This is a genomic window from Amycolatopsis sp. BJA-103, assembly GCF_002849735.1.
GTDB lineage: Bacteria > Actinomycetota > Actinomycetes > Mycobacteriales > Pseudonocardiaceae > Amycolatopsis.
This window is the reverse complement of the sequence record NZ_CP017780.1, coordinates 6169188-6190304: the sequence shown is the minus strand read 5'-3', so window position 1 is coordinate 6190304 and position 21117 is coordinate 6169188. Positions and strand designations below refer to the sequence as shown.

Sequence of the window (21117 nt, the reverse complement as noted above, 5' to 3'; positions counted from 1 at the left end):
TTCAGTTGCCTCTCTTGCCGAACAGCGCGCCCAGTGTGCGGACGAGCGGGGACTTCCCGGTGAGCCGCAGGCCCTCCCAGACGGTGACCTGGTTGGCGGTCAGCACCGGCTTGCGGAGCCTGATCTCGAGTGTGTTGATCTCGCCGAGCGTCCGCATGGCGGTGTCGGGGACCAGCAGTGCGTCAGCGGCCGGATGGTCGCGGCTCACCGCGAGTTCGACGACGGCTTCCGGGCTGAGTTCCCCGACCTCGGCGGCGGTGTCGATGTCGGCGCTGCCCATCGAGACCACTTCGATCCCGCCGGCGCCGAGGAACTCGACGAACAGCCGGGCGACGTCGTCCGGATAGCTGGCGGCGACGGCGACCCGCCGGACGCCGAGGGCCTGGGCGGCGTGGACGAAGGCGAAGGAGGTGCTCGACGCCGGGACGCCGGCGACGGCGGCCAGCCGGTCGGCCTGGTCGCGGGCGCCTTCCCAGCCGTAGACGAAGCTGCCGCTGGTGCATGCCCACACCACCGCGTCCGGTTCGTGTTTGGCCAGCAGCGCGGCACCGTCGGCGAGCCGGCTCTCGCTGCCGAGGTCCAGCAGCTCGGGTACGGCGTGCAGATCGGTCCCGTAGATGTGCTCGACCGGCAACTTGATCCCGGCCATGTCCCCGCCGAGGAGCTGTTCCGCGAGTGGGTAGTCGTCCTCGGCCGCGTGATCGGGGTAGATGAATCCGATCGTGGTCGTCTCGGACGGCGGCTCAGGTGGGGTGAGCGGCGAGATGGACACGGGACCTCCGGAGGCAGATTGTCGACAATCGTAGGGGAAGAGGTCAATCGACCTCGCGGAGCCACTTGCCGGGGCCGACGATCGGCAGGTTCATCCGCCGGAGGCAGGCCCACATCGTGAGCTGGTTCGCGGTGAGGACGGGTTTGCCGAGCGCGCTTTCGAGCGGCTCGATCAGATCGTAGGTGGGGAGGTTGGTGCAACTGACGAAGATGGCGTCCGCGTCGGCGTGGTCGGCGGCGAGGATGCGCTCGGCGATGGTCCGGTAACTGACCTTCCAGATGCCGCCGCCCAGGCCGAGGTGGTCGCTCGAGACGGTGCGCACGTGGAGTTCGGCCAGGAAGTCGTGCAGCTTCCCGGTCAGGTCGCCGTCGTAGGGCGTCAGCACCGAGACCCGGTGGAGGTCGAGCTGGTGCAGGACCTCGGCCAGCGCCCCGGAGGTGGTGACGGCGTCCGGCGCGCCCGCGTCGCAGATGGCCTTGGTCAAGGAGCGTTCGTAGTCCACACCGTTGACGAAACTTCCGGAGGTGCACAGATAGGCGACGACTTCGGGCTCCACGTGGAGCACGTCTCTCGTGGCGGCGGCGAGATGCCTGCTGTCGCTGACGAGCTGGGCCATCTCCATGCTGACGGGCACGGGTTCGTACGGCGTCCGCGCCAGATGGAGGGAGACCTCCATGGGCACCCAGCGCCACAGCTCGCGTTCAAGGGCGAGGTCGAAGGGAGCGATCACGCCGATGCCGCGCTGCGCCAACGGGCCTTCGAACTCCAACAAGTCGAAATCCAAGTTTCAGCCTCCGGAGAACTTCTGCTGCCACAGGTCCGGTGCTCCGGGGGTCGTTCCTCGGATTGTTGACAATCATACGAGCCACTTTTACGGTGTCAACGTGAAACCCTCGGAGACCCCTGTGCTGGCGGTGCTCTGCGGAGACGCACGCCCACCGGACATGCGCGCTATCGAAGCCGAAGCGGTGGTTCGTTACACCGACGAGGCCGGGCTGGCCGATGCGTTATCCGGAGCCGACGCGCTCTTCGTCTACGACTTCCTTTCGACCGCCGTGCCCGGTGCCTGGCATGCGGCCGACGGGCTGCGCTGGCTGCACATCGCCAGCGCGGGTGTCGACCCGGTGCTCTTCCCCGGGCTGCAGGCGAGCGACGTCGTGCTCACCAACTCGCGCGGGGTGTTCGACGGGGCGATAGCCGAGTACGTCCTCGGGGTCGTCCTCGCGTTCGCCAAGGATTTCGTCCGGTCGTGGGACCTGCAGCGGCGGAAGCAGTGGAAGCACCGTGAGAGTGAGCGGATCTCCGGACGCCGTGTCCTGGTGGTCGGCACCGGGCCGATCGGCCGGTCGATCGCGCGGTCGCTGCGGGCGGCCGGGATGTCGGTGGCCGGCGTCGGCCGTCGCCCCCGTGAAGACGATCCCGATTTCGGGGACGTGTTCTCCTCCTCGGACCTGGCCCGTCATCTCCCCGAGGCGGACTACGTCGTCGCGGTCGCCCCGCTGACCGAGCAGACGAAGGGCATGTTCGACGCCGAGGCCTTCGCCGCGATGAAGCCCGGCGCGCGGTTCGTCAACGTCGGCCGCGGGGAGCTGGTCGTCACCTCCGACCTGGTCGGCGCGCTGCGGGACGGCCCGCTCGGCGGTGCGGCTCTCGACGTCTTCGACACCGAGCCGCTGCCCGCTGAAAGTCCTTTGTGGAGTATGGAGAACGTGCTGATCTCGCCGCATATGTCGGGCGACTTCGTCGGCTGGCGCACTACTCTGGTAGAGGTGTTCGCGGACAACTTCCGTCGCTGGCGCGCGGGGGAGCCACTGCGCAATGTCGTGGACAAGCAGCTCGGATACGTGCCGTCGGAGACGCTTCGTCAAGGGTTAGGGGCCGGATGAACGACACCAAGTTGACCGCGAGCGAGCTCGTCGCCGCTTATGCCACCGGAGAGCTTTCACCGGTCGAGGCCACCCAGAACGCGTTGCGCGTCATCGAAGAACGCGACGGCGAGACCAACGCCTACTGCCTCGTCGACGCCGATGGCGCGCTCGAACAGGCGAAAGCCTCCGAGATCCGCTGGCGGGACGGTAACCCGATCGGCTGGCTCGACGGTGTCCCGGCCTCGATCAAGGACATGTTCCTGACGCAGGGCTGGCCGACGTTGCGCGGTTCGCGGTGCATCGATCCGGACCAGCCGTGGGACGTCGACAGCCCGGTCACCGCGCGACTGCGGGAAAACGGCTTGGTGCTGCTGGGAAAGACCACGACGCCGGAACTCGCTTGGAAGGGTGTCACCGACAACACGCTGACCGGGATCACCCGCAACCCGCACGATCCGTCGACGACGGCGGGTGGGTCCAGCGGTGGGAGTGCCGCGGCCGTCGCGGCCGGGATGGGCGAACTCTCCGTCGGCACCGACGGCGGTGGCTCGATCCGGATTCCGGCTTCGTTCTGCGGAATCGTCGGCCTCAAGCCGACACACGGCCGGATTCCGCTGTTCCCGGCGAGCCCGTTCGGCCCGCTGTCGCACGCGGGTCCGATGGCGCGGTCGGTGGACGACACCGCGCTGCTCCTCGACGTCCTCGCCTTGCCCGATCACCGCGATCCGGCCGCGCTCGCCCCGCCCGTCTCGACCTTCCGCGAAGCGGTGCGCCGGGACGTGCGCGGGCTGAACGCCGCCTACTCGCCGACGTTCGGCTATGTCGACGTCGATCCGGAGGTCGCGGCGATCGTCAAGTCGGCGGTTCAGTCGCTGAGCGACGCGGGCCTGCACATCGAGGAGACCGATCCCGGCTTCAGCGACCCCAAGCCCGCCTTCGACATCCTGTGGTCGACGGGCGCGGCCAAGTGGCTGGACACCTTCCCCGCCGGTTCGGACACGATGGTCGATCCGGGGCTGCGGAAGGTGTGGGAACTCGGCAAGACCTTCTCGGCGAGCGACTACCTCGGCGCCAACGCCGAGCGGGCCGCGCTGGGCATCCTGATGGGCGAGTTCCACACGCGGTACGACGTGCTCATCACGCCGACCCTCCCGATCGCCGCCTTCGAGGCCGGGCACGAGGTGCCGCCGGGCAGCGGACTGAGCGGCTGGCCGGACTGGACGCCGTTCACCTACCCGTTCAACATGACCCAGCAGCCCGCCATCAGCGTGCCGGCCGGTCGCACCTCTCGTGGTCTCCCGGTCGGCCTGCAGATCATCGGCCCGCGGCACTCCGACGACCTGGTGCTCGCGGTCGCGAAACTCCTCGAAGAGGTCCGTCCCTGGCCGTGACCAGCGGAAAGAGAGCAAGGGACCTTTGCTATCGCCGGTGAGGTTCAGGGTTGCGCGGCGTGGGTCTTCCGCACCAGGCCGCGCACCTGGCCACTGCACAGCGCGAGGCAGGTGGCGGCCACGACCAGCGCGGCGCAGGCGATCAGGGTCGTGCTGACCCCGAAGTGCAGCGCCGCCGGTCCCGCCGCCATCTGGCCGAGTGGCAAGGCGATGAAGGAACCGAGCATGTCGTAGGAGTAGACGCGCGCGAGTTTGTCCTCGGGCACGTTCTCCTGCAGCGAGACGTCCCAGGCCACCACGAACTGCTCGATCGCCATGCCGGAGACGAACATGGCCGCCAGCAACAGCGGCAACCACGGTGCCTGACCGAGAAGGATCAACGGCGGCGCTTCGAAAAGGATCACCGCGACACCGACGAACAGCGCGCGCCGCGGCTGCCATCGGGCCACGAGGATCCCGCCGACGAGCGAGCCGATCGTCTGCGCCGCGATGGCGAATCCCCAGCCGGAGCGCCCGAAGGTGCCGTCGGCGACCAGGGGGCCGAGCACCGCGATCCCGCCGGCGATGACGGCGTTCACCACCATGAACTGCACGACCACGACCCACACCCAGGTCCGTGACCGGAACTCTCGCCAGCCTTCGGCGAGTTCCGCCAGCGGACGGCTGCCGGGGACCCGTTCCCGGCGGCTGAGGCGGATCCGCCGATAGGACAGGGCGGAGCCCAGGAACAGCAGCGCGTTCCCGCCGAGCGCCCAGCCGGGGCCGACGGCGGTGACCAGGACGCCGCCGAGCCCGGCACCGGCGATCCGGCCGGAGTTCGAAAGCAGCCTGCCCAGCGCGTTGGCCTGTGCCAGCAGGGTGGCGGGCACGGTCAGCGGGGTGAGCGACGCCGAGGCCGGCGCGGAGATCGCGGTCACCGCGCCGTTGACCACGCTCAGTCCGACCAGCAGCGGGATCGACGCGAATCCACAAAGGACACTCGCGGCGATGGTCGCCTGGGTCAGCGTGGCCGCGAGTTCGGTGCCCTGCAGGATCACCGATCGCGGCAACCTGTCGGCCAATACCCCGCCGAACAGCAGCAACACGACGCTGGCCACCGACCGCGCGCCCACGACGATGCCGATGTCGACGGCCGAACCGGTCAGGTCGATCACCGCGAACGCCAGCGCGAGCGGGGCGACGGCGTTGCCGAACTCCCCGAACGTGCGGCCGCCGATCAGCCAGCGGAAGTTGTGATGGCGCAAGGGCTCGCGCAGTGACGTCACGATCGCGTCATTTCGAACAGCGAAACCGTCGCGCTGACCGGGATCGTGCCCCGGGTACGAGGCGGTCGCGCGGCCGAGTGGAGGAGCTTGCTCAGCTCGTGAGCGTGTTCGACCGCCTTTTCCCAGGTCTCGCGGTCGACCCAGATCTCCGCGTCGGTCGTCGAACCCCGTTGTCCGGCGACGCGGAATTCGCCGCGCCGCTTGAGTTCTTCGGCCATCGCCGCGATGAGGATCTGGTCCTCCTGCGGATTCGTCGACGCGAACCGACCGCCGGACTCCGGATCGTGCCGGTAGCGTTTCGCCAGCCCGCCCCGGATCCGGACCTCCTCGGCGACGTCGAGCAGTCCGGCCTCGTGCAGCCGCCGCAGGTGATAGCTGATATTTGCTTGTGTCTCACCGAGTTCGCGCGCGGCTTCGGCCGCACTCATCGCGACACCGGTCAAAAGCGACAGAATGCGCAGCCGCACGGGATGGGCCAGCACGCGCAGCCCGTCGAGGCTGGGGGACTCGGACATGAGGGTGAGTATCGACTGCCGGGACGCCAACCGTCAAACAGTTATTTGGGGGTTTCGTTGGCCGGGAGATCCGGTGCGATGGTCCGATGTCTGTGCTCTGCTGGAGGTATGCGTACGACGACATTGGGCAGGAGCGGCCTCGAGGTTTCGAGGATCGCCTTCGGCACCTGGCAGCTCGGCGGGGACTGGGGATCGTTCGACGAGGACGCGGCGATCGCCGCGATCCACCACGCCCGCGAACTCGGGGTCGATTTCTTCGACACCGCTCAGGCCTACGGTTTCGGGAAGTCCGAGGCCATGCTCGGGAAGGCGTTGCGCGAGGAACTCAAGCGCGACCGCGACAGCCTCGTCATCGCCACGAAAGGCGGCATCAAGCCGCGATCCGACCGTCCGCGCGACTCCCGGCGCGAGTGGCTGACGCAAGGAATCGAGGACAGTCTCCGCTTCCTCGACGTCGACCACATCGATCTCTACCAGATCCACTGGCCCGATTCCGACGCGCCCGCCGAGGAGACCGCGGGGATCCTGCAGGAGTTCGTCGACGCGGGGAAGATCCGGCACATCGGTGTCTCGAACTACGACGCCGCCGGTCTGGCCGACTTCGACAAGACCCGTCCGATCGAAACCCTCCAGCCTCCGTACCACCTGTTCCGCCGCGACATCGAGACCGATCCTCTGCCGTACGCGCGAGAGAACGACATCGGCGTGCTCGTGTACAGCCCGCTGGGCAGCGGCCTGCTGACCGGATCCTTCACGCCGGAGACGACGTTCGAGAAGACCGACTGGCGCTCGCGCTCGTCGGCGTTCACCGGGGAGACCTTCCGGCGCAACCTCGCCATCGTCGACAAGCTCGAGGAATTCGCCGCGGACAAGGGGATCTCGGTCAGCCAGCTCGCGATCGCGTGGACGCTCGCCCAACCGGGCGTGCACGTCGCGATCGTCGGCGCGCGCAAGGCGGCCAACATCGAAGCCAGTCTCGCCGCGGCCGACGTCGACCTGACCGCGGACGAGCTCGCGGAGATCGACCGCCTCACCGCCGACGCCGTTCCCGTTTCGGGCGCCAGTCCCGAGGGCGTCGCCTAGAGCTCGAACTCAGTACCGTCCAAGGGAAGCGAGGCGCCGCCGTCCAGGACGGCGGCGTGCTCCGGCGAAGACGGGTCGACGACGGGGTTCGTGTTGTTCAGATGGGTGTACGCCCACCGGGGACCGGGCCGGAGCTTCGCGAGACTGCCGGTGATCGGCAGATGCCCCATCGCCAGCTGGGCACCGTCGCCGACCTCGGCAGCCGTGGCGCCCGACATCTCGTCCGGCGCGTAAAAGGTCCCGTCCAGGAGAACCAGGCTCGCGCCCTCGGTGAAGGCGTCGAACCCGTCCGGCCAGCTCTTCAGGCAAGGCGCGTACACGAACACCCCGCCGGTCTGGACGTCTTCGATCCGGTACGCCACCACCCACGGGCCGTCCTCAGTGGACGAACGCGCGTACTTCGGCCTCTTGTCACTGACGGGAAGCGCGCTCACGCGGAGTCCGTCGATGGCGATCTCCGAGTTCGACAGCCAGTCCCAGCCGCCGTAGCCGTCGATGATCGACCTCGCGGGGAACTGCTCCGACAGCGCGCCGAGTACCGCTTCCGGTGCCCACACCGGCAGCCCGCCGGCTTCCCGCAGCAGGAGCAGGCCGAGCGAATGATCGAGCTCGGCATCGGTGAGCAGCACGCCGCGCAGCGGGATCTCCCTCGGCCCTGGACCGGCGCGGAGCGGCGGCGTGGCGAGAATCTGCGCGCGGATGTCCGGAGACGCGTTGAGCAGATACCAACTTTCACCGTCCGCGCTCACCGCGACACAGTCCTGGGTCCGGGGCGGCGCGTCCGAAGTGCACAGTGCGCAGGCGCAGTTCCATTGTGGGAAGCCACCTCCCGCCGCGGTGCCGAGCAAGATCACCCTCATTGCGGCCCCCGCATCACGAGCTCGTCCGTTTTCGGGGGTGTGGCGAGGATGAGATCGACGACGTCGCGACGCGGTGAACGCGAGCACACCGGATCCGTCGCCGCCGCGTCGCCGGTGAGCTGGAACGCTTGACACCGGCAGCCGCCGAAGTCGATCGAGCGCCTGTCGCAGGTGCCACAGGTGTCCGGCATCCAGTCCTCGCCGCGATAAGCGTTGAAGGAGCCGGATTCGTACCAGATCCACGCCAGCGGCTTGTCCCGCACGTTGTCGAACGTCAGGGTCTCGATCGCGGTCGACGCGGGACACGGCAGCACGTTCCCGTCGGGCGCCACGGTCAGCTGCCGCGCGCCCCAGCCGTACATGCACGGCTTCGGGTACTGCTCGTAGTAGTCGGCGACGACGTAGATGATCTCCATGCTGCCGCGCAGCCGTTCGGTGGCCGCGCGCACGATCGGCTCGGCCTCGTCGAGTTGCCGCCTGGTCGGCATCAGGGCGTCGCGGTTCCGCAACGCCCAGCCGTAGTACTGCGTGTTGGCCAGTTCGAGCCGGTCCGCGCCCATCTGCTCGGCCAGGTCGATGATCCCGGCGAGCTGGTCGTGGTTCTGCCGGTGCAGGACGACGTTCACCGAAAGCGGCAGACCGGCCTTCTTGATCAGCCCGGCGACGACCAGTTTCCGGTCGTGGGCCCGGGCACCCGCGAGCCGGTCCGCGCGTTCGGCGGTCGCGCCCTGGACGGACAACTGGATGTGCGCGATGCCGCGTTCGACGAGATCGTCCAATCTGGGCTCGGTCAGCCCGAGTCCGGACGTCACCAGGTTGACGTAGCAGCCGAGTTTCGTGGCGTGCTCGACCAGGATGGGCAGGTCCGGCCTGGCGAGCGGTTCGCCGCCGGACATGTGCACCTGGAGCACGCCGAGTTCCCGCGCCTGTGAGAGCACGGAAAGCCATTCCTCTGTGGACAGTTCGCCGTCGCGGGCGATCATTTCGACCGGGTTCGAGCAGTACGGGCAGTGCAGCGGGCAGCGATGGGTCAGCTCGGCGAGCATGCCCAAGGGCGGCGCCGCGGTGGAGGTGTTCAGGTCCATTCGACGATCCGCCGATCTCCCAGCCTGGTCAGGACGTCCAGGATCTCTTGCTCACGCACACCGGTATAGCGCTCGCGCAGCGCGGCCGCGATCGCGGCGACGTCCGCCGCGCCGTCGCAGAGTCCGAGCACGGCGGCGGCGGTCGGATTCGGGACGAGCACGCCTTCGGGGAACAGGAGGACGTGAGTTTCCCTTGTCCGGTCATAACTCAGCCGGACGCCGCGCCGCAGCCGCGGCACGGAACCGGTGGTGATGGTGGTCATCGCTACTCCTTGGCCGCGGCGCGCTCGATGGCGTCGAGCATGGACCAGAGCACGTCGGTCTTGAACGACAGCGCGGCGATCGCCTTCTCCTGCTGTTCGCGGGTGACGGCGTGCCGCACGACGATGTCGAGTGTTCCTTTGCCCTCGCCCGAGACCTTGTCGATGCGATTGGTGAAGTAGGCGAGGTCTTCCCGCGCGATCCACGAGTAGTTCGCCAGCATGTCGGCGACGCGTCGCTGCATGAGGTGCCCCGCGAACATTTCGGTCAGCCCCGAAGCGACCGCTTCGAGCCACGGTTTCGTGCGGGCGAAATTCACGTAGGCGTCGACGGCGAACCGGACGCCGGGGGCGACGTGCCGCTGATCGAGAACCTCTTCGCGGTCGAGTCCGACCGCGGTGCACAAACGGAGCCATCGCTCGGTTCCGCCGTCCCCGGCTTTCGTCCCGTCGTGGTAGACGATGCGGTCGAGCCATTCACGGCGGATCTCGGGCAAGGGGCAATTGCTGATGATCGCCGCGTCCTTCTGCGGGAGCACGCATTGGTAGTACCAGCGGTTCGCGGCCCAGATCTTCAGTTCGTGCTCGGACAGTTCACCGCCGTGCATCCGGTGGTGGAACGGATGCGTGCCCCAGTAGCGGTGGGAAAGCCCGCGCAAGGCCGCGATGAATTCCGCCGACGACATCGGCTCGGCGGAAAGAGGAAGAGACACGATGCTGCCTCCAACGGCTCGCTGATCGGGACGGCGGCACGGTGGTGGGGGACGGCCCCCACCACCGGGTGGGAAATCAGTCCTCCATGCGGGCCGCGTAAGCGGTGACCTCCATGGGAGTTTCGTACTCGACGAAGTCGGGTGTGGTCCATACCTCGATGGCTTCGATCATTTTCTCACTCCTCGGATCGCTGACCTTGATCCCCGGAACGTCCACATGGGAACGAACCGGGCCGAGCCCCGCCACCCTAGAAGCGGGCCGCCGATTCTGACCAGACGTAAGGACCAAGTTCCGAAGCCGTTTTGTAAAGTTTCCTACCTATGGCCGATCGAGCCGCCCCGATCGTCACGCTCGGCGCACACAACGGTTAACGGGAAGGGCTTCCGATACCCCGTCCAGTGGTGTCCGTTTCGTCCCATGGTGTGTTTGTATCCAACTCGACGGGTGAACCCCGGCCACCCGCCGACCGCCGCCATCCGAGCTCCAGGGGTGTAGCTGAAGGAGGCGTCCCATGTCCTTACGTCGTACTCTCGCCGCCACGTTCGCGGCCGCGACGGCCGTGTCGATCGCGGCGGTCCCGGCGGCCGCCGCCGAAGTGCCGTCCATCCAGGCGATCAGACAGCTCGCCGGTGGTCTCAACCAGGCCTGGTCGATCGACTTCCTGCCCGACGGCACGGGTCTTTTCACGCAGAAGGACGCCAAGACGATCAGCCGGATCGACAAGGCGGGCAAGGTCACCACGGTCCAGACCATCCCCGGGGTGAGCGTCACCGCGGAGGCAGGCCTGCTCGGTATCGCGGTCTCGCCGAAGTACGCCACGGACGAGACGGTCTTCATCTACTACACGACCAGTTCCGACAACCGCATCGCCAAGCTGAAGCTGGGCCAGGCGCCGACACCGATCGTCACCGGTATCCCGCGTGGCTCGCAGTATCACCACGGCGGGCGGATCAGGTTCGGCCCCGACGGTTACCTCTACGCGGGTACCGGCGACGGCCAGAACGGCGCCAACGCGCAGAACAAGAACTCGCTCGGCGGCAAGGTCCTTCGCGTCACCACCGACGGCGCCGCCGCACCCGGTAACCCGTTCAACAGCCGCGTCTACTCCTACGGCCACCGCAACGTCCAGGGCCTGACCTGGGCGAACGGGCAGCTGTACATCTCCGACATCGGCAACAACAAGCTCGACGAGCTGAACAAGATCGACCCCGGGAAGAACTACGGCTGGCCGACCTGCGAGGGACCGTGCAACACGGCGGGGATGACCAACCCGGTCAAGGCCTGGCCGACGGCTTCGGCGACGCCGAGCGGGCTGGCGGCCTACAAGGGCTCGCTGTACATGGCCTCCCTCAAGGGCGGCACGTACAAGCTCGACCTGAACGGCAACGGCGGCAAGCTCTGGACCAACCTCGGCCGCACCCGTGACGCCACCGCCGGACCCGACGGCCAGCTCTACACGATCACACCGGGCGCCATCTACGTCTCCGACGGCAGCTAGCGCCGGCGCGTTTAGTCCTCTGGTTGCGGTGGACAACCGCAACCAGAGGACTAAACGCGGGAGTCAGCTGCGCCCGATAGATACAGCGTGTTCGAGTTCCGCGAGCGCGGTGTCCAGGTGCGTCAGGATGCGCTGCAGATGCGGGACGCTGCGACGGCAACCGGTGATGCCGAAGTCCAGGTTGTCCCCGTTGCTGGTCAGCGTGATGTTCAGCGCCTGCCCGTCGAGCAGCACCGACGCCGGGTAGATGCCGTCGAGCGACGCGCCGTTCCAGTACATCTGCTTGCGCGGCCCCGGCACATTGGAGATCACCAGGTTGAACGGCGGTTTCGTGTTGTTCACGATGCCGGGGATCGGGGACACGCCGAGCTGGGCGACGTTGATCCCGGACAGCAGGAGCGTCTGCAGCGGGGTCAGCTCCGAGAACAGCTTCTTCCCGTTGCGCATGGACGCGTTGATCGCCGTGAGCCGCGCGGCGGGGTCGGCCAGGTCGGTGGCGAGGTTGCACAGCAGCGCGCCGATGTTGTTCCCCGCCGCGTCCCCACTGTCCTTGCGCCGCAAGGAAACCGGGACCATCGCGGTCAGCGGGGCGTCGGGCAATGCGTTCTGTTCCATCAGGTAGTCCCGCAGCGCGCCCGAGCACATCGCGAGGACGACGTCGTTGCGTGACACCCCGGCGGCGGTCGCGACCTTGCGCACGCGGTCCAGCGACCACGACTGCGCGGCGAATCGCCGTGCCCCGCCGATCGGGACGTTCAGCATCGTCTTCGGCGCCTGCGCCGGCAGCGTGAGCGTGTGCTCCTGGAACGCCTCCCGCGCCACCTTCATCGCGGCGGGCGCGATGCCGGCGAGCTGGTTGAACGTCTTCCCCATGGTCTGGAGCACCGAGGGTGACGCCTTGCCGTTGCGCCCGTCGTCCGGTTTGGCCCGGCGGCCCCACGGCGGCGGGCAGTCGAGGTCGTTCGGGTCGTCCGACAGCGTGCCCTGCAGATGCCTCAGCGCCGAAACGCCGTCCATCAGCGCGTGGTGGATCTTGCTGTAGATCGCGAACCGGCCGTCCTGCAGGCCCTCGACCAGGTGGATCTCCCACAGCGGCCGGTGCCGGTCGAGCAGGGTGCTGTGCCAGCGCCCGGTCAGTTCCAGCAGCTCGCGGATCCGGCCGGGCTGGGGCAGTGCCGAATGCCGGAAGTGGTAATCGAGTTCGAGGTCGACGTCCGTCGCCCAGGCGATGTGCCCGGCGGTGTTGACCGGCCGGGCGGGACGCCGCCGGAACACCGAGCGCATGTTGTCGGAATCGAGCAGTTTCCGGCGGATGTCACGCAGATAGTCGGGCCCGGCGTCCTCGGGTTTCTTGAACAGCTGAAGTCCGCCGACGTGCATCGGATGTTCGCGCGTTTCCACGAGAAGGAACATCGAGTCGGTCACGGGCATGAACGGCATCGTCGGGACCACCTTCCGCGCGGCGGCGTGCGAGCACGCCGGGTGCCAGAGTCTACGCACACCGAAACCACCCTCTCACGCTTTAGGGTGGCTCACATGACGATCCCGACCGATCCGAAGACGGGTGAGTTCCGTCGGTCCGCCAACCATTTCGACGCGCGAGTCACCGCGGACGGCCGCGACGGCTGGCCGGTGGAGGCGGGGAGGTACCGGCTGGTGGTCAGCCGGGCCTGTCCCTGGGCGAGCCGGGGACTGGTCGTCCGGCGGCTGCTCGGCCTCGAGTCCGCGCTGAGCGTCGCCGTCGCCGACCCGATCCAGGACGACAAGAGCTGGCGGTTCACCCTCGATCCCGATGACCGGGACCCGGTGCTGGGCATCAAGTACCTGGCCGAGGCCTATCACGCGGCCGATCCGCACTACATGGGCGGGATCAGCGTTCCGGCCATTGTGGACATTCCGAGCAGGCGGCTGGTGAGCAACGACTATCCGCGGATCACGCTCGATCTTTCCACCGAATGGACCAGTCTCCACCGGCCCGGCGCGCCCGACCTCTATCCCGAGCGGCTGCGCGACGAGATCGACGACGTCAACGTAGGGGTCTTCGCCGACGTCAACGCCGCCGTCTACCAGGCCGGTTTCGCGACCAGGCAGCGTGCGTACGAGGACGCGTACACCCGGCTCTTCGCCATGCTGGACGCGCTTTCCGAGCGGCTCGAAAACCAGCGTTACCTCGTCGGCGACACGATCACCGAAGCGGACATCCGGTTGTTCACCACGCTCGTCCGCTTCGATCCGGTCTATCACGGGCATTTCAAGTGCAACCGGGACAAACTGACCGAACTGCCGGTGCTGTGGGCCTATGCCCGCGACCTCTTCCAAACACCGGGCTTCGGTGACACCGTCGATTTCGACCACATCAAGCGGCACTACTACGGGGTGCACGAGCAGGTGAACCCGACGCGGATCGTCCCGATGGGACCGGACCTGTCCGGCTGGGCGACCCCGCATCACCGGGAGCAGCTGGGCGGGCGCCCGTTCGGTGACGGCACGCCGCCGGGACCGCCGCCCGAGGACGAACGGATCGAGGCCACGGATGGAGTCACTTCCTGAACGTACCGACGTCGTCGTGATCGGCGGCGGCATCATCGGGGTCAGCTGCGCGTACCGGCTCGCCGCGGCCGGGGTCTCGGTGCTGCTCCTCGAACGCGACAGCCTGGGCGCGGGCTCGACGGGGAAGGCGGCGGGCGGGATCCGGTCGTCGTTCACCACGCACGTCAACATCGAGATCGGGCTGCGCGGGCTGGCCGAGTACGCCTCGTTCGCCGAGACGTACGGCGCCGAGATCGACTTCCGCCGCGACGGCTACCTGTACCTGGTCACTGATCCCGCGGATCTGCCCGAGTTCGAACGCTGCGCCGAACTGCAGAACTCCTACGGCGTCCGAAGCCGTCTCGTCGAGCCGGCCGAAGCGCGACGGTTCTCCCCGATGATCGACACCGAAGGCGTGATCGCGGCGCTGTGGTCGCCGGACGACGCCAAGGCCACGCCGGACTCCGCGGTCCAGGGCTACGCGCGGGCGGCCCGCGGGCACGGCGCGGTGCTGAAGACCGGTGTCGAGGTCGTCGGGATCGAACGCGACGGGGACGAGATCACCGGTGTCCGGACCGGCGACGGTCTCGTCCGGACGGACGCGGTGGTCTGCGCGGCGGGCGCGTGGTCGGGGCGGATCGGCGAGTTCGCCGGTGTCGAGCTCCCGGTGCGGCCGTTCCGGCGGCAGGTGGTGTTCACCGGCCCGGTCGCGGGCCTGCCCGAATCCGTGCCGCTGACCATCGAGATGCCGTCGGCCTTCTACTTCCACCGTGAGGGTCTAGGCCTGGCGATGTCCTTCTGCGACGGTGACGGCGACCCCGGTTTCGACACCCGGTATCAGCCGGGCGACTGGTTGCCGAAGCTCGCCGAGATCGCCGCGAGGCGGGTGCCCGCCGTGCTCGAAGCGGGGATCCGCAGTGGCTGGGCCGGGCTGTACGAGGTCACCCCCGACCGCAACCAGATCGTGGGGGAAAGCGTCCAGGTATCGCGGTTCTTCTACGCGACCGGATTTTCGGGACACGGGTTCCAGATGGGCCCGGCCGTGGGGGAGCTCGTGCGGGACCTCTACCTGGGGCGGGTCCCGGCCATCGACATCACCGGGCTCGACGTCCGCCGGTTCGCCGGCGACCGGGCCGCGACGAGGGAGCACAACATTGTCTGACGGGTTCATCGAGGTCACCAGCGAGGCGGAGCTGCGGGAGATCCTGCCGCCGCCGCTGGAGCGGACGGCGAACAAGGCGCGGCCCGCGCTCCACGAGATGGACCGGCGATGGCTGGCGGAGTCGCCGTTCGTGCTGATCGCGACGTCGGCGGCGGACGGCACCTGCGACGTCTCGCCGAAGGGCGACCCCGCCGGGTTCACACTGGTACTGGACGACACGCGGATCGCGATCCCGGAGCGTCCCGGCAACCGCCGCGCGGACGGGTTCCGCAACGTGCTGTCGAACCCGCACGTCGGGCTGATCTACCTGATCCCCGGCCGCGGCGACACGCTGCGGATCAACGGCCGGGCGCGCCTGGTGCGGGAGGCGCCGTTCTTCGACGACATGATCGTGCGGGGCAACCGGCCGCGGCTCGCGCTGGTGGTCGACATCGACGAGATCTTCCACCACTGCCAGAAGGCGTTCATGCGGTCGAAGCTCTGGTCGCCCGAGAGCTGGACACCCGGCGCGATGCCGTCGAGGGCGGTCATCTCGAAGACCTTCGAGCGGCCGGAGGACAGCATCGCCGAGCTCGAGGCGTACTACGAGCCGAGCAAGTACTCGGCCGGTCTGTACTGACCTCGTGAGTGGTAAGGATGGTTCTAACCGTCCGTGCCGCTCACGGGGCAGGAGGTCACGGTTGCTGGATCGTTGAACGATCTGGCACTATCGGCGGGGTGCCTGCACCCACCGGAGCCCAGCATCTCGCCGACGCGCTGACCGCTCTGGGGACCGAAGTCGTCTTCGGTCTCCCCGGGGTGCACAACCTGCCGTTATGGGAGGCGCTGGCCGATTCGGACATCCGGCTCATCGGGGTCCGGCACGAGCAGACGGCCGGGTACGCGGCCGACGGATACGCCCGCGCGACCGGGAAACTGGGCGTCGCCATGGTGACCACGGGACCCGGCGCGGCGAACACGCTCGCCGCCGTCGGCGAGGCCATGGCGTCGGCCGCGCCGATGCTCGTCATCGCGACCGACATCCCGTCCACGCTGCGGCGGCCCGGCGTGGTCCGCGGCGTGCTGCACGAGACGTCGGATCAGCAGGCGATGTTCGCGCCGGTCACCAAGGCCGGGTTCACCGTCACGAGCGCCGACCAGGTCGCCGCCACCCTGCACCGCGCGGCCCGCCTCGCGCTCCAGCCGCAGAGCGGGCCGGTCTACCTCGGCATCCCCACCGACTTCCTGTCCGAGCGGACGCCCGCCCGCCGTCCGCCGAGGTCGCACGCCCGGCCGTCCGAGATCCCGGATCTCTCCGAGGCCGAGGCCCTGTTGGCCACCGCCGCCCGGCCGCTGATCTGGGCGGGAGGCGGCGCGCTGCGCGCCGGGGCCGGTGAGGCGATCGGCAAACTCGCCGAGCGGCTGGCCGCTCCGGTGCTCACCACCTTCGGCGCTCGCGGGCTCCTGTCGGTCGACCACCCCTGTCTCGCCCCGAACCCGGTGCACGCGCCCGAGGTCGGCGCGCTGTGGGACGAGGCCGACGTCGTCCTCGCCATCGGCACCGACTTCGACGGGCTGATGACGCAGAACTGGCTGATGCCGCAGCCGAAGAAGCTCATCGCGATCAACGTCGACCCGGACGACGCGGCCAAGAACTACCAGCCGGACATCACGCTGGTCGGCGACGCCCGGGTGCTCACCGAGGCGCTGAAAGTCGAGGAACGGCCGGGTATCGCGGCGCTCGTCGGCAGGCTAGCCAAGGTCTCCGCCCGGGTCCGGCGGCGGATCAAGGAAGAAGAGCCGCAGGCCGCGGACCTTCTGTCCACTTTGGACGAAGTGCTGCCGCAGGACGCCGTCGTGGTCGCGGACATGTGCGTCGCCGGGTACTGGATCGGCGGGTTCCACCGCGTCCGCGCCCCGCGCAAGCTCGCGTATCCGATGGGCTGGGGCACCCTCGGCTACGGCTTCCCCGCCGCGCTCGGCGCCGGTGCCGCGGGCACCGGCCGCGCGATCTGCGTCAGCGGTGACGGCGGATTCCTGTTCGGCTGCGGTGATCTCGCCACGCTGGCGCAGGAACAGTTGCCGGTCACGGTGATCATCGTCGACGACGGCGGGTACGGAATGCTCCGCTACGATCAGGATCGTGCGGGCCTGCCGCGCCGGGGCGTCGACTGGGACAGCCCCGATTTCGTCGGTCTCGCCCGGTCCTTCGGGGTGCACGCGGACCGCGTCTCCGGGTTCGGGCGCGCGTTCCGCCGGTTGCTCGGCGAGTTCGTCGAGTCCGACGAGCCGAACGTGCTGGTCGTCCGCGCGAAGATGGCGCCGCCGCTCAACACGTCTCCGCGTTGGTATCGCAAGGGTTCTTCGTGACCGGGCTTCGCGTCGGCGTGGACATCGGCGGCACGTTCACCGATCTCTGCGTGCTCGACGAAACCGGTGTCGTCGCCGTCGGCAAGGTCCTGACGACGCACGACGAGCCCGCTCGTGCCGTCGAGGAAGGTCTGAGGAGGACACTCGCCGACGCGGGGCTGGAGGCGGCCGACGTCGAGCAGTTCGTGCACGGCACCACGCTGGTCACGAACGCGCTGATCGAACGCAAGGGATCGCGGACCGCGCTGCTGGCGACCGCCGGTTTCCGTGACGTGCTGGAGATGCGGCGCGAACATCGGTACGAACTGTACGACCTGCTCATCGAGCTCCCCGACCCGCTGGTCCCGCGACACCTGCGGTTCGACGTCCCCGAGCGGATCCTCGCCGACGGAACCGTCCACACAGGACTGGACGAGGAGTACGTCGCCCGCCTCGGCCGCGAGCTCGACGCCCGCGGGATCGACGCGGTCGCGATCTGTTTCCTGCACGCCTTCACGAATCCCGCGCACGAACGGCGGGCCGCCGAGATACTCCAGGACGTCGCGCCGAGGCTGCGGGTCGCGTTGTCCAGCGAGGTCGTCCCGGAGATCCGCGAGTTCGAACGCGCGTCCACCACGGTCGCGAACGTGTACGTCCAGGACCTCACCGAACGCTATCTGCGTGATCTGGAACGGCGCCTGCACGCGGCCGGGGTCCGGCCGTCGCCGCACATCATGCTGTCCAACGGCGGGATCGCGACCGTCGACACGGCCGCGCGCTATCCGATCCGCATCCTCGAATCCGGCCCGGCCGGTGGGGCGCTGGCCGCGTCCGCGATCGGTTCCGCGGCCGGTGTCGAGGATCTGCTGGCCTTCGACATGGGCGGCACGACGGCGAAACTGTGCATGATCTCCGGCGGCTCGCCGCTGGTGACGCACGAGTTCGAGGTCGACCGGAAGTACCGGCTGCTGCCGGGGTCGGGGCTGCCGGTCAAGGTCCCGGTCACCGACATGATCGAAATCGGGGTCGGCGGCGGCTCGATCGCCCGCATCGACGCACTCGGCCTGCTGACCGTCGGCCCGGATTCGGCGGGGTCCGAACCCGGCCCGGTCTGCTACGGGCGAGGCGGCACCGAACCGACCGTGACCGACGCCGACCTCGTGCTCGGCTATCTGGATCCCGGCTACTTCCTCGGTGGCGGAATGACTTTGGACGCCGAGGGCGCGCGCGAGGCGATCCGTTCGAAGATCGCCGGACCGCTCGGCGTCAGTGTCGAAGAGGCCGCCTGGGGTATTCACACGAGCGTCAACGAGGACATGGCCAACGCCGCCCGCGTCCACGCCGTCGAGCGCGGCAAGGATCCGGCGAAGCTGCCGATGTTCACTTTCGGTGGCGCCGGGCCGGTGCACGGCGTCGGTGTGGCGCGGGCGCTCGGCGCGCCCGAGGTGGTCGCCCCGCCCGCCGCCGGAGTGCTGAGCGCGGCGGGATTCCTGACCGCGCCGCTGGCCTTCGACTTCGTGCGCTCGGCGCGCTCGGCGGTCCTCGATCTCTCATGGGAACAGGTCGACGAGCTGTTCGCCGAGATGGAGACCGAGGGCGGGGAACTGCTGGAGAAGTCCGGTGTGGACGGTGCGAAGGTGACGCATCGCAGGATCGCCGAGATGCGGTATTCCGGGCAGGGCTACGAGATCCGCGTGCCGGTCGAACCGGGGAACTGGCCGGAGTCGCTGGTCGACGCGTTCACCGGGACCTATCGGACGCTGTACCGGCGGACCGGGCCGGACGTCGCGATCGAGGTGCTCAACTGGCGGGTCGTTTCCAGCGGTCCGGTACCCGAGGTCACCTTGAAACTCGCGGGTGTGGTGGCCGAAGGCGACGCGCGCAAGGGGAGTCGTCCGGCGTACTTTCCCGCCGAAGGTGGATTTGTCGACACGGCGGTGTTCGACCGGTACCGGCTCAAGCCGGGTGATCGTGTCGAGGGACCGGTCATCGTCGAGGAGCGCGAGTCCACCGTGGTCGTTCCGCCCGGCGCTCACTGCGTGGTCGGCGAAGACGCCAGCCTGGTGGTGACGGTATGAGCGTCGACCCGATCCTCGTGGGAGTGCTGGGAAACCGGCTGCATTCGATCCTCGCGGAGCAGCAGAACGCGCTCGTCAACACCGCGTTCTCCTCCGTGGTGCGGGAATCGCTCGATCTCGCCTGCGCGGTGTTCGACTCGCGCGGCGAGATGATCGGCCAGTCCGTCGGCGGGACCCCCGGCCACATCAACGCGATGGCGACCGGGATGCACCATTTCGTCGCCGCGTACCCGCCGGAGACCCTCGCGCCAGGCGACGTCCTGCTCACCAACGACCCGTGGCAGACGGCGGGGCAGATCAACGACATCACCGTCGCCACGCCGGTGTTCCTGCGGGGACGGCTGGTCGCGTGGTTCGCTTCCTGCTGCCATGCCCCGGACATCGGCGGACGGCTGGTTTCGGCCGAGGCCAACGAGGTCTTCGAAGAGGGCCTGCGCCTGCCGATCATGAAGTTCCTCCGCGCGGGCGAGGTCAACGCGGATCTCGAACTGCTGATCCGCGCGAACGTCCGCACCCCGGAGGAGACCCTCGGCGATCTGTACGCCCAGGTCACCGGGAACGAGGTCGGCGCCGCCAGTATGGTGCGGCTGCTGGAAGAATTCGAGCTGGACTCGCTCGACGACGTCGCCGCCGAGATCATGAACCGCTCCGAGCGGGCGTTGCGGGACGCGCTGGCGAAACTGCCGGACGGCACGTACACCAGCGAACTGGTGACCGACGGATTCGACGACGAAGAGGTCGTCCTCAAGGTCGCCGTGACCATCGACGGCGACGAGATCCATCTCGACTTCGGCGGATCGTCGCCGCAGAGCCGTCGCGGGATCAACGTCGTCCTCAACTACACCCGCGCGTACGCCTCGTTCGCGGTCAAGGCGGCCATTTCCCCCGAGGTGCCGCACAACGCGGGCTCGTTCCGTCCGGTGCACGTCACCGCTCCCGAGGGTTCGGTGCTCAACTGCGCGCCGCCCGCGCCGGTCGCGTCCCGGCATCTGATCGGGCACTTCCTGCCGTCACTGCTGATCACCGCGCTGCACGAGGCGTTGCCGGGCAACACTTTGGCGCACAGCGCGGACGCGCTGTGGATGACGATCTGGCGCGGGACCGACGCCGGGGGCGGCGAGTTCATGCTCAACGTCTTCCAGACCGGCGGGATCGGCGCGAGGTCCACAAAGGACGGCCTCAGCACGACGGGATTCCCGAGCGGGCTGCGGTCCACGCCGACGGAGGTCATCGAGACGATGGCGCCGCTGGTCCAGCGCGAACGAGTGCTGCGAGTGGACTCCGGAGGCGCCGGACGGCGGCGCGGCGGCCTCGGCCAGCGCACGTCGATGGCGGCGCGTGGCGAGATTTCCTGGAGTGTCAACGGGAACATCGACCGGGTGCGCCGACCGGCGTCCGGTGTGGACTCGGGACACGAGGGGGCCGTCGGCCGGTTCACCCTTTCCGGTGGCGCGGACCTGCCGTCGAAGAGCCGGGTGAACCTGCGGCCGGACGACGTCGTGGACGTGATCCTGCCCGGCGGCGGCGGATACGGCGACCCGTGCGAACGGGAGCCGGAGGCGGTACTCGCCGACGTCGTCGATGGTTACGTCTCGGTGGAAGCGGCGCGCGAACTGTACGGCGTCGAGGTGACGTATCACGGGGAACCGGGGGCTTTGGTGCGGCTTCCGGAGGACTACACAGCGGTTTCGTCGAGAGGGAAGAGATGA

Annotated in this window: 20 protein-coding genes; 10 read left to right on the top strand and 10 right to left on the bottom strand. The window is 68.7% G+C overall.

What is annotated here, in order from left to right; genetic code table 11:
* Position 1: 1 nt before the first annotated feature.
* Together BKN51_RS27215 and BKN51_RS27210 are read right to left on the bottom strand one after the other, a co-directional pair.
* Positions 2 to 772 (bottom strand): maleate cis-trans isomerase family protein, encoded by a 771-nt coding sequence (locus tag BKN51_RS27215; RefSeq protein ID WP_101610339.1) that lies wholly within the window; start codon positions 770 to 772, stop codon positions 2 to 4.
* Between the two features lie 43 nt (positions 773 to 815).
* Positions 816 to 1556, bottom strand: a complete 741-nt coding sequence (locus BKN51_RS27210; RefSeq protein WP_101610338.1) for a maleate cis-trans isomerase family protein — start codon at positions 1554 to 1556, stop codon at positions 816 to 818.
* A gap of 160 nt (positions 1557 to 1716) precedes the next feature.
* Here BKN51_RS27210 and BKN51_RS27205 point away from each other — a divergent pair, with 160 nt between their 5' ends.
* Both BKN51_RS27205 and BKN51_RS27200 read left to right on the top strand, forming a co-directional pair.
* Positions 1717 to 2658 (top strand): D-2-hydroxyacid dehydrogenase, encoded by a 942-nt coding sequence (locus tag BKN51_RS27205; RefSeq protein WP_369862240.1) that lies wholly within the window; start codon positions 1717 to 1719, stop codon positions 2656 to 2658.
* Entirely contained in the window at positions 2655 to 4031 is a 1377-nt protein-coding gene (locus BKN51_RS27200) for an amidase (protein WP_101610336.1), read from the top strand. Before BKN51_RS27205 ends, BKN51_RS27200 begins: the two co-directional genes overlap by 4 nt.
* Before the next feature lie 44 nt (positions 4032 to 4075).
* On the opposite strand, the gene BKN51_RS27195 is transcribed toward BKN51_RS27200, so the two are convergent.
* The gene (locus BKN51_RS27195) at positions 4076 to 5296 is read right to left on the bottom strand and encodes an MFS transporter (RefSeq protein ID WP_101610335.1); all 1221 of its coding nucleotides are present in this window, start codon (positions 5294 to 5296) and stop codon (positions 4076 to 4078) included.
* A complete protein-coding gene (locus BKN51_RS27190) occupies positions 5293 to 5811 on the bottom strand; it encodes a winged helix-turn-helix domain-containing protein (protein ID WP_101613484.1) in 519 nt (172 codons plus the stop codon). The genes BKN51_RS27195 and BKN51_RS27190 overlap by 4 nt, the downstream gene beginning before the upstream one ends.
* Before the next feature lie 108 nt (positions 5812 to 5919).
* Between BKN51_RS27190 and BKN51_RS27185 the strand changes: the two genes are divergently transcribed.
* Positions 5920 to 6894, top strand: a complete 975-nt coding sequence (locus tag BKN51_RS27185; protein ID WP_101610334.1) for an aldo/keto reductase — start codon at positions 5920 to 5922, stop codon at positions 6892 to 6894.
* On the opposite strand, the gene pqqB is transcribed toward BKN51_RS27185, so the two are convergent.
* From pqqB to pqqA, 5 genes are all read right to left on the bottom strand, one after another.
* A complete protein-coding gene (pqqB, locus tag BKN51_RS27180) occupies positions 6891 to 7754 on the bottom strand; it encodes a pyrroloquinoline quinone biosynthesis protein PqqB (RefSeq protein WP_101610333.1) in 864 nt (287 codons plus the stop codon). The two genes, BKN51_RS27185 and pqqB, sit on opposite strands and share 4 nt — an antisense overlap.
* Positions 7751 to 8839, bottom strand: a complete 1089-nt coding sequence (gene pqqE, locus BKN51_RS27175; protein ID WP_101610332.1) for a pyrroloquinoline quinone biosynthesis protein PqqE — start codon at positions 8837 to 8839, stop codon at positions 7751 to 7753. The genes pqqB and pqqE overlap by 4 nt, the downstream gene beginning before the upstream one ends.
* A complete protein-coding gene (gene pqqD / locus BKN51_RS27170) occupies positions 8830 to 9102 on the bottom strand; it encodes a pyrroloquinoline quinone biosynthesis peptide chaperone PqqD (protein WP_101610331.1) in 273 nt (90 codons plus the stop codon). The genes pqqE and pqqD overlap by 10 nt, the downstream gene beginning before the upstream one ends.
* A 2-nt stretch (positions 9103 to 9104) precedes the next feature.
* A complete protein-coding gene (pqqC, locus tag BKN51_RS27165) occupies positions 9105 to 9785 on the bottom strand; it encodes a pyrroloquinoline-quinone synthase PqqC (RefSeq protein ID WP_101610330.1) in 681 nt (226 codons plus the stop codon).
* 103 nt (positions 9786 to 9888) lie between these two features.
* Positions 9889 to 9984 (bottom strand): pyrroloquinoline quinone precursor peptide PqqA, encoded by a 96-nt coding sequence (pqqA, locus tag BKN51_RS27160; RefSeq protein ID WP_101613483.1) that lies wholly within the window; start codon positions 9982 to 9984, stop codon positions 9889 to 9891.
* Between the two features lie 340 nt (positions 9985 to 10324).
* On the opposite strand from pqqA, the gene BKN51_RS27155 reads away from it, so the two are divergent.
* Positions 10325 to 11311 (top strand): PQQ-dependent sugar dehydrogenase, encoded by a 987-nt coding sequence (locus tag BKN51_RS27155; RefSeq protein ID WP_101610329.1) that lies wholly within the window; start codon positions 10325 to 10327, stop codon positions 11309 to 11311.
* Positions 11312 to 11374: 63 nt separating this feature from the next.
* Here BKN51_RS27155 and BKN51_RS27150 read toward each other — a convergent pair whose 3' ends face one another.
* Complete coding sequence (locus BKN51_RS27150; RefSeq protein WP_101610328.1) at positions 11375 to 12751, bottom strand: WS/DGAT/MGAT family O-acyltransferase; 1377 nt, start codon at positions 12749 to 12751, stop codon at positions 11375 to 11377.
* A gap of 96 nt (positions 12752 to 12847) precedes the next feature.
* Here BKN51_RS27150 and BKN51_RS27145 point away from each other — a divergent pair, with 96 nt between their 5' ends.
* From BKN51_RS27145 to BKN51_RS27120, 6 genes are all read left to right on the top strand, one after another.
* Complete coding sequence (locus BKN51_RS27145) at positions 12848 to 13861, top strand: glutathione S-transferase family protein (protein WP_101610327.1); 1014 nt, start codon at positions 12848 to 12850, stop codon at positions 13859 to 13861.
* Positions 13845 to 15002, top strand: a complete 1158-nt coding sequence (locus BKN51_RS27140) for an NAD(P)/FAD-dependent oxidoreductase (protein WP_101610326.1) — start codon at positions 13845 to 13847, stop codon at positions 15000 to 15002. Before BKN51_RS27145 ends, BKN51_RS27140 begins: the two co-directional genes overlap by 17 nt.
* Positions 14995 to 15621 (top strand): pyridoxamine 5'-phosphate oxidase family protein, encoded by a 627-nt coding sequence (locus BKN51_RS27135; protein WP_101610325.1) that lies wholly within the window; start codon positions 14995 to 14997, stop codon positions 15619 to 15621. The genes BKN51_RS27140 and BKN51_RS27135 overlap by 8 nt, the downstream gene beginning before the upstream one ends.
* Before the next feature lie 98 nt (positions 15622 to 15719).
* Positions 15720 to 17351, top strand: coding sequence for a thiamine pyrophosphate-binding protein (locus tag BKN51_RS27130; protein ID WP_101610324.1), 1632 nt, complete (start codon positions 15720 to 15722; stop codon positions 17349 to 17351).
* A complete protein-coding gene (locus BKN51_RS27125) occupies positions 17348 to 19408 on the top strand; it encodes a hydantoinase/oxoprolinase family protein (protein WP_101610323.1) in 2061 nt (686 codons plus the stop codon). The genes BKN51_RS27130 and BKN51_RS27125 overlap by 4 nt, the downstream gene beginning before the upstream one ends.
* Entirely contained in the window at positions 19405 to 21117 is a 1713-nt protein-coding gene (locus tag BKN51_RS27120; RefSeq protein WP_101610322.1) for a hydantoinase B/oxoprolinase family protein, read from the top strand. Before BKN51_RS27125 ends, BKN51_RS27120 begins: the two co-directional genes overlap by 4 nt.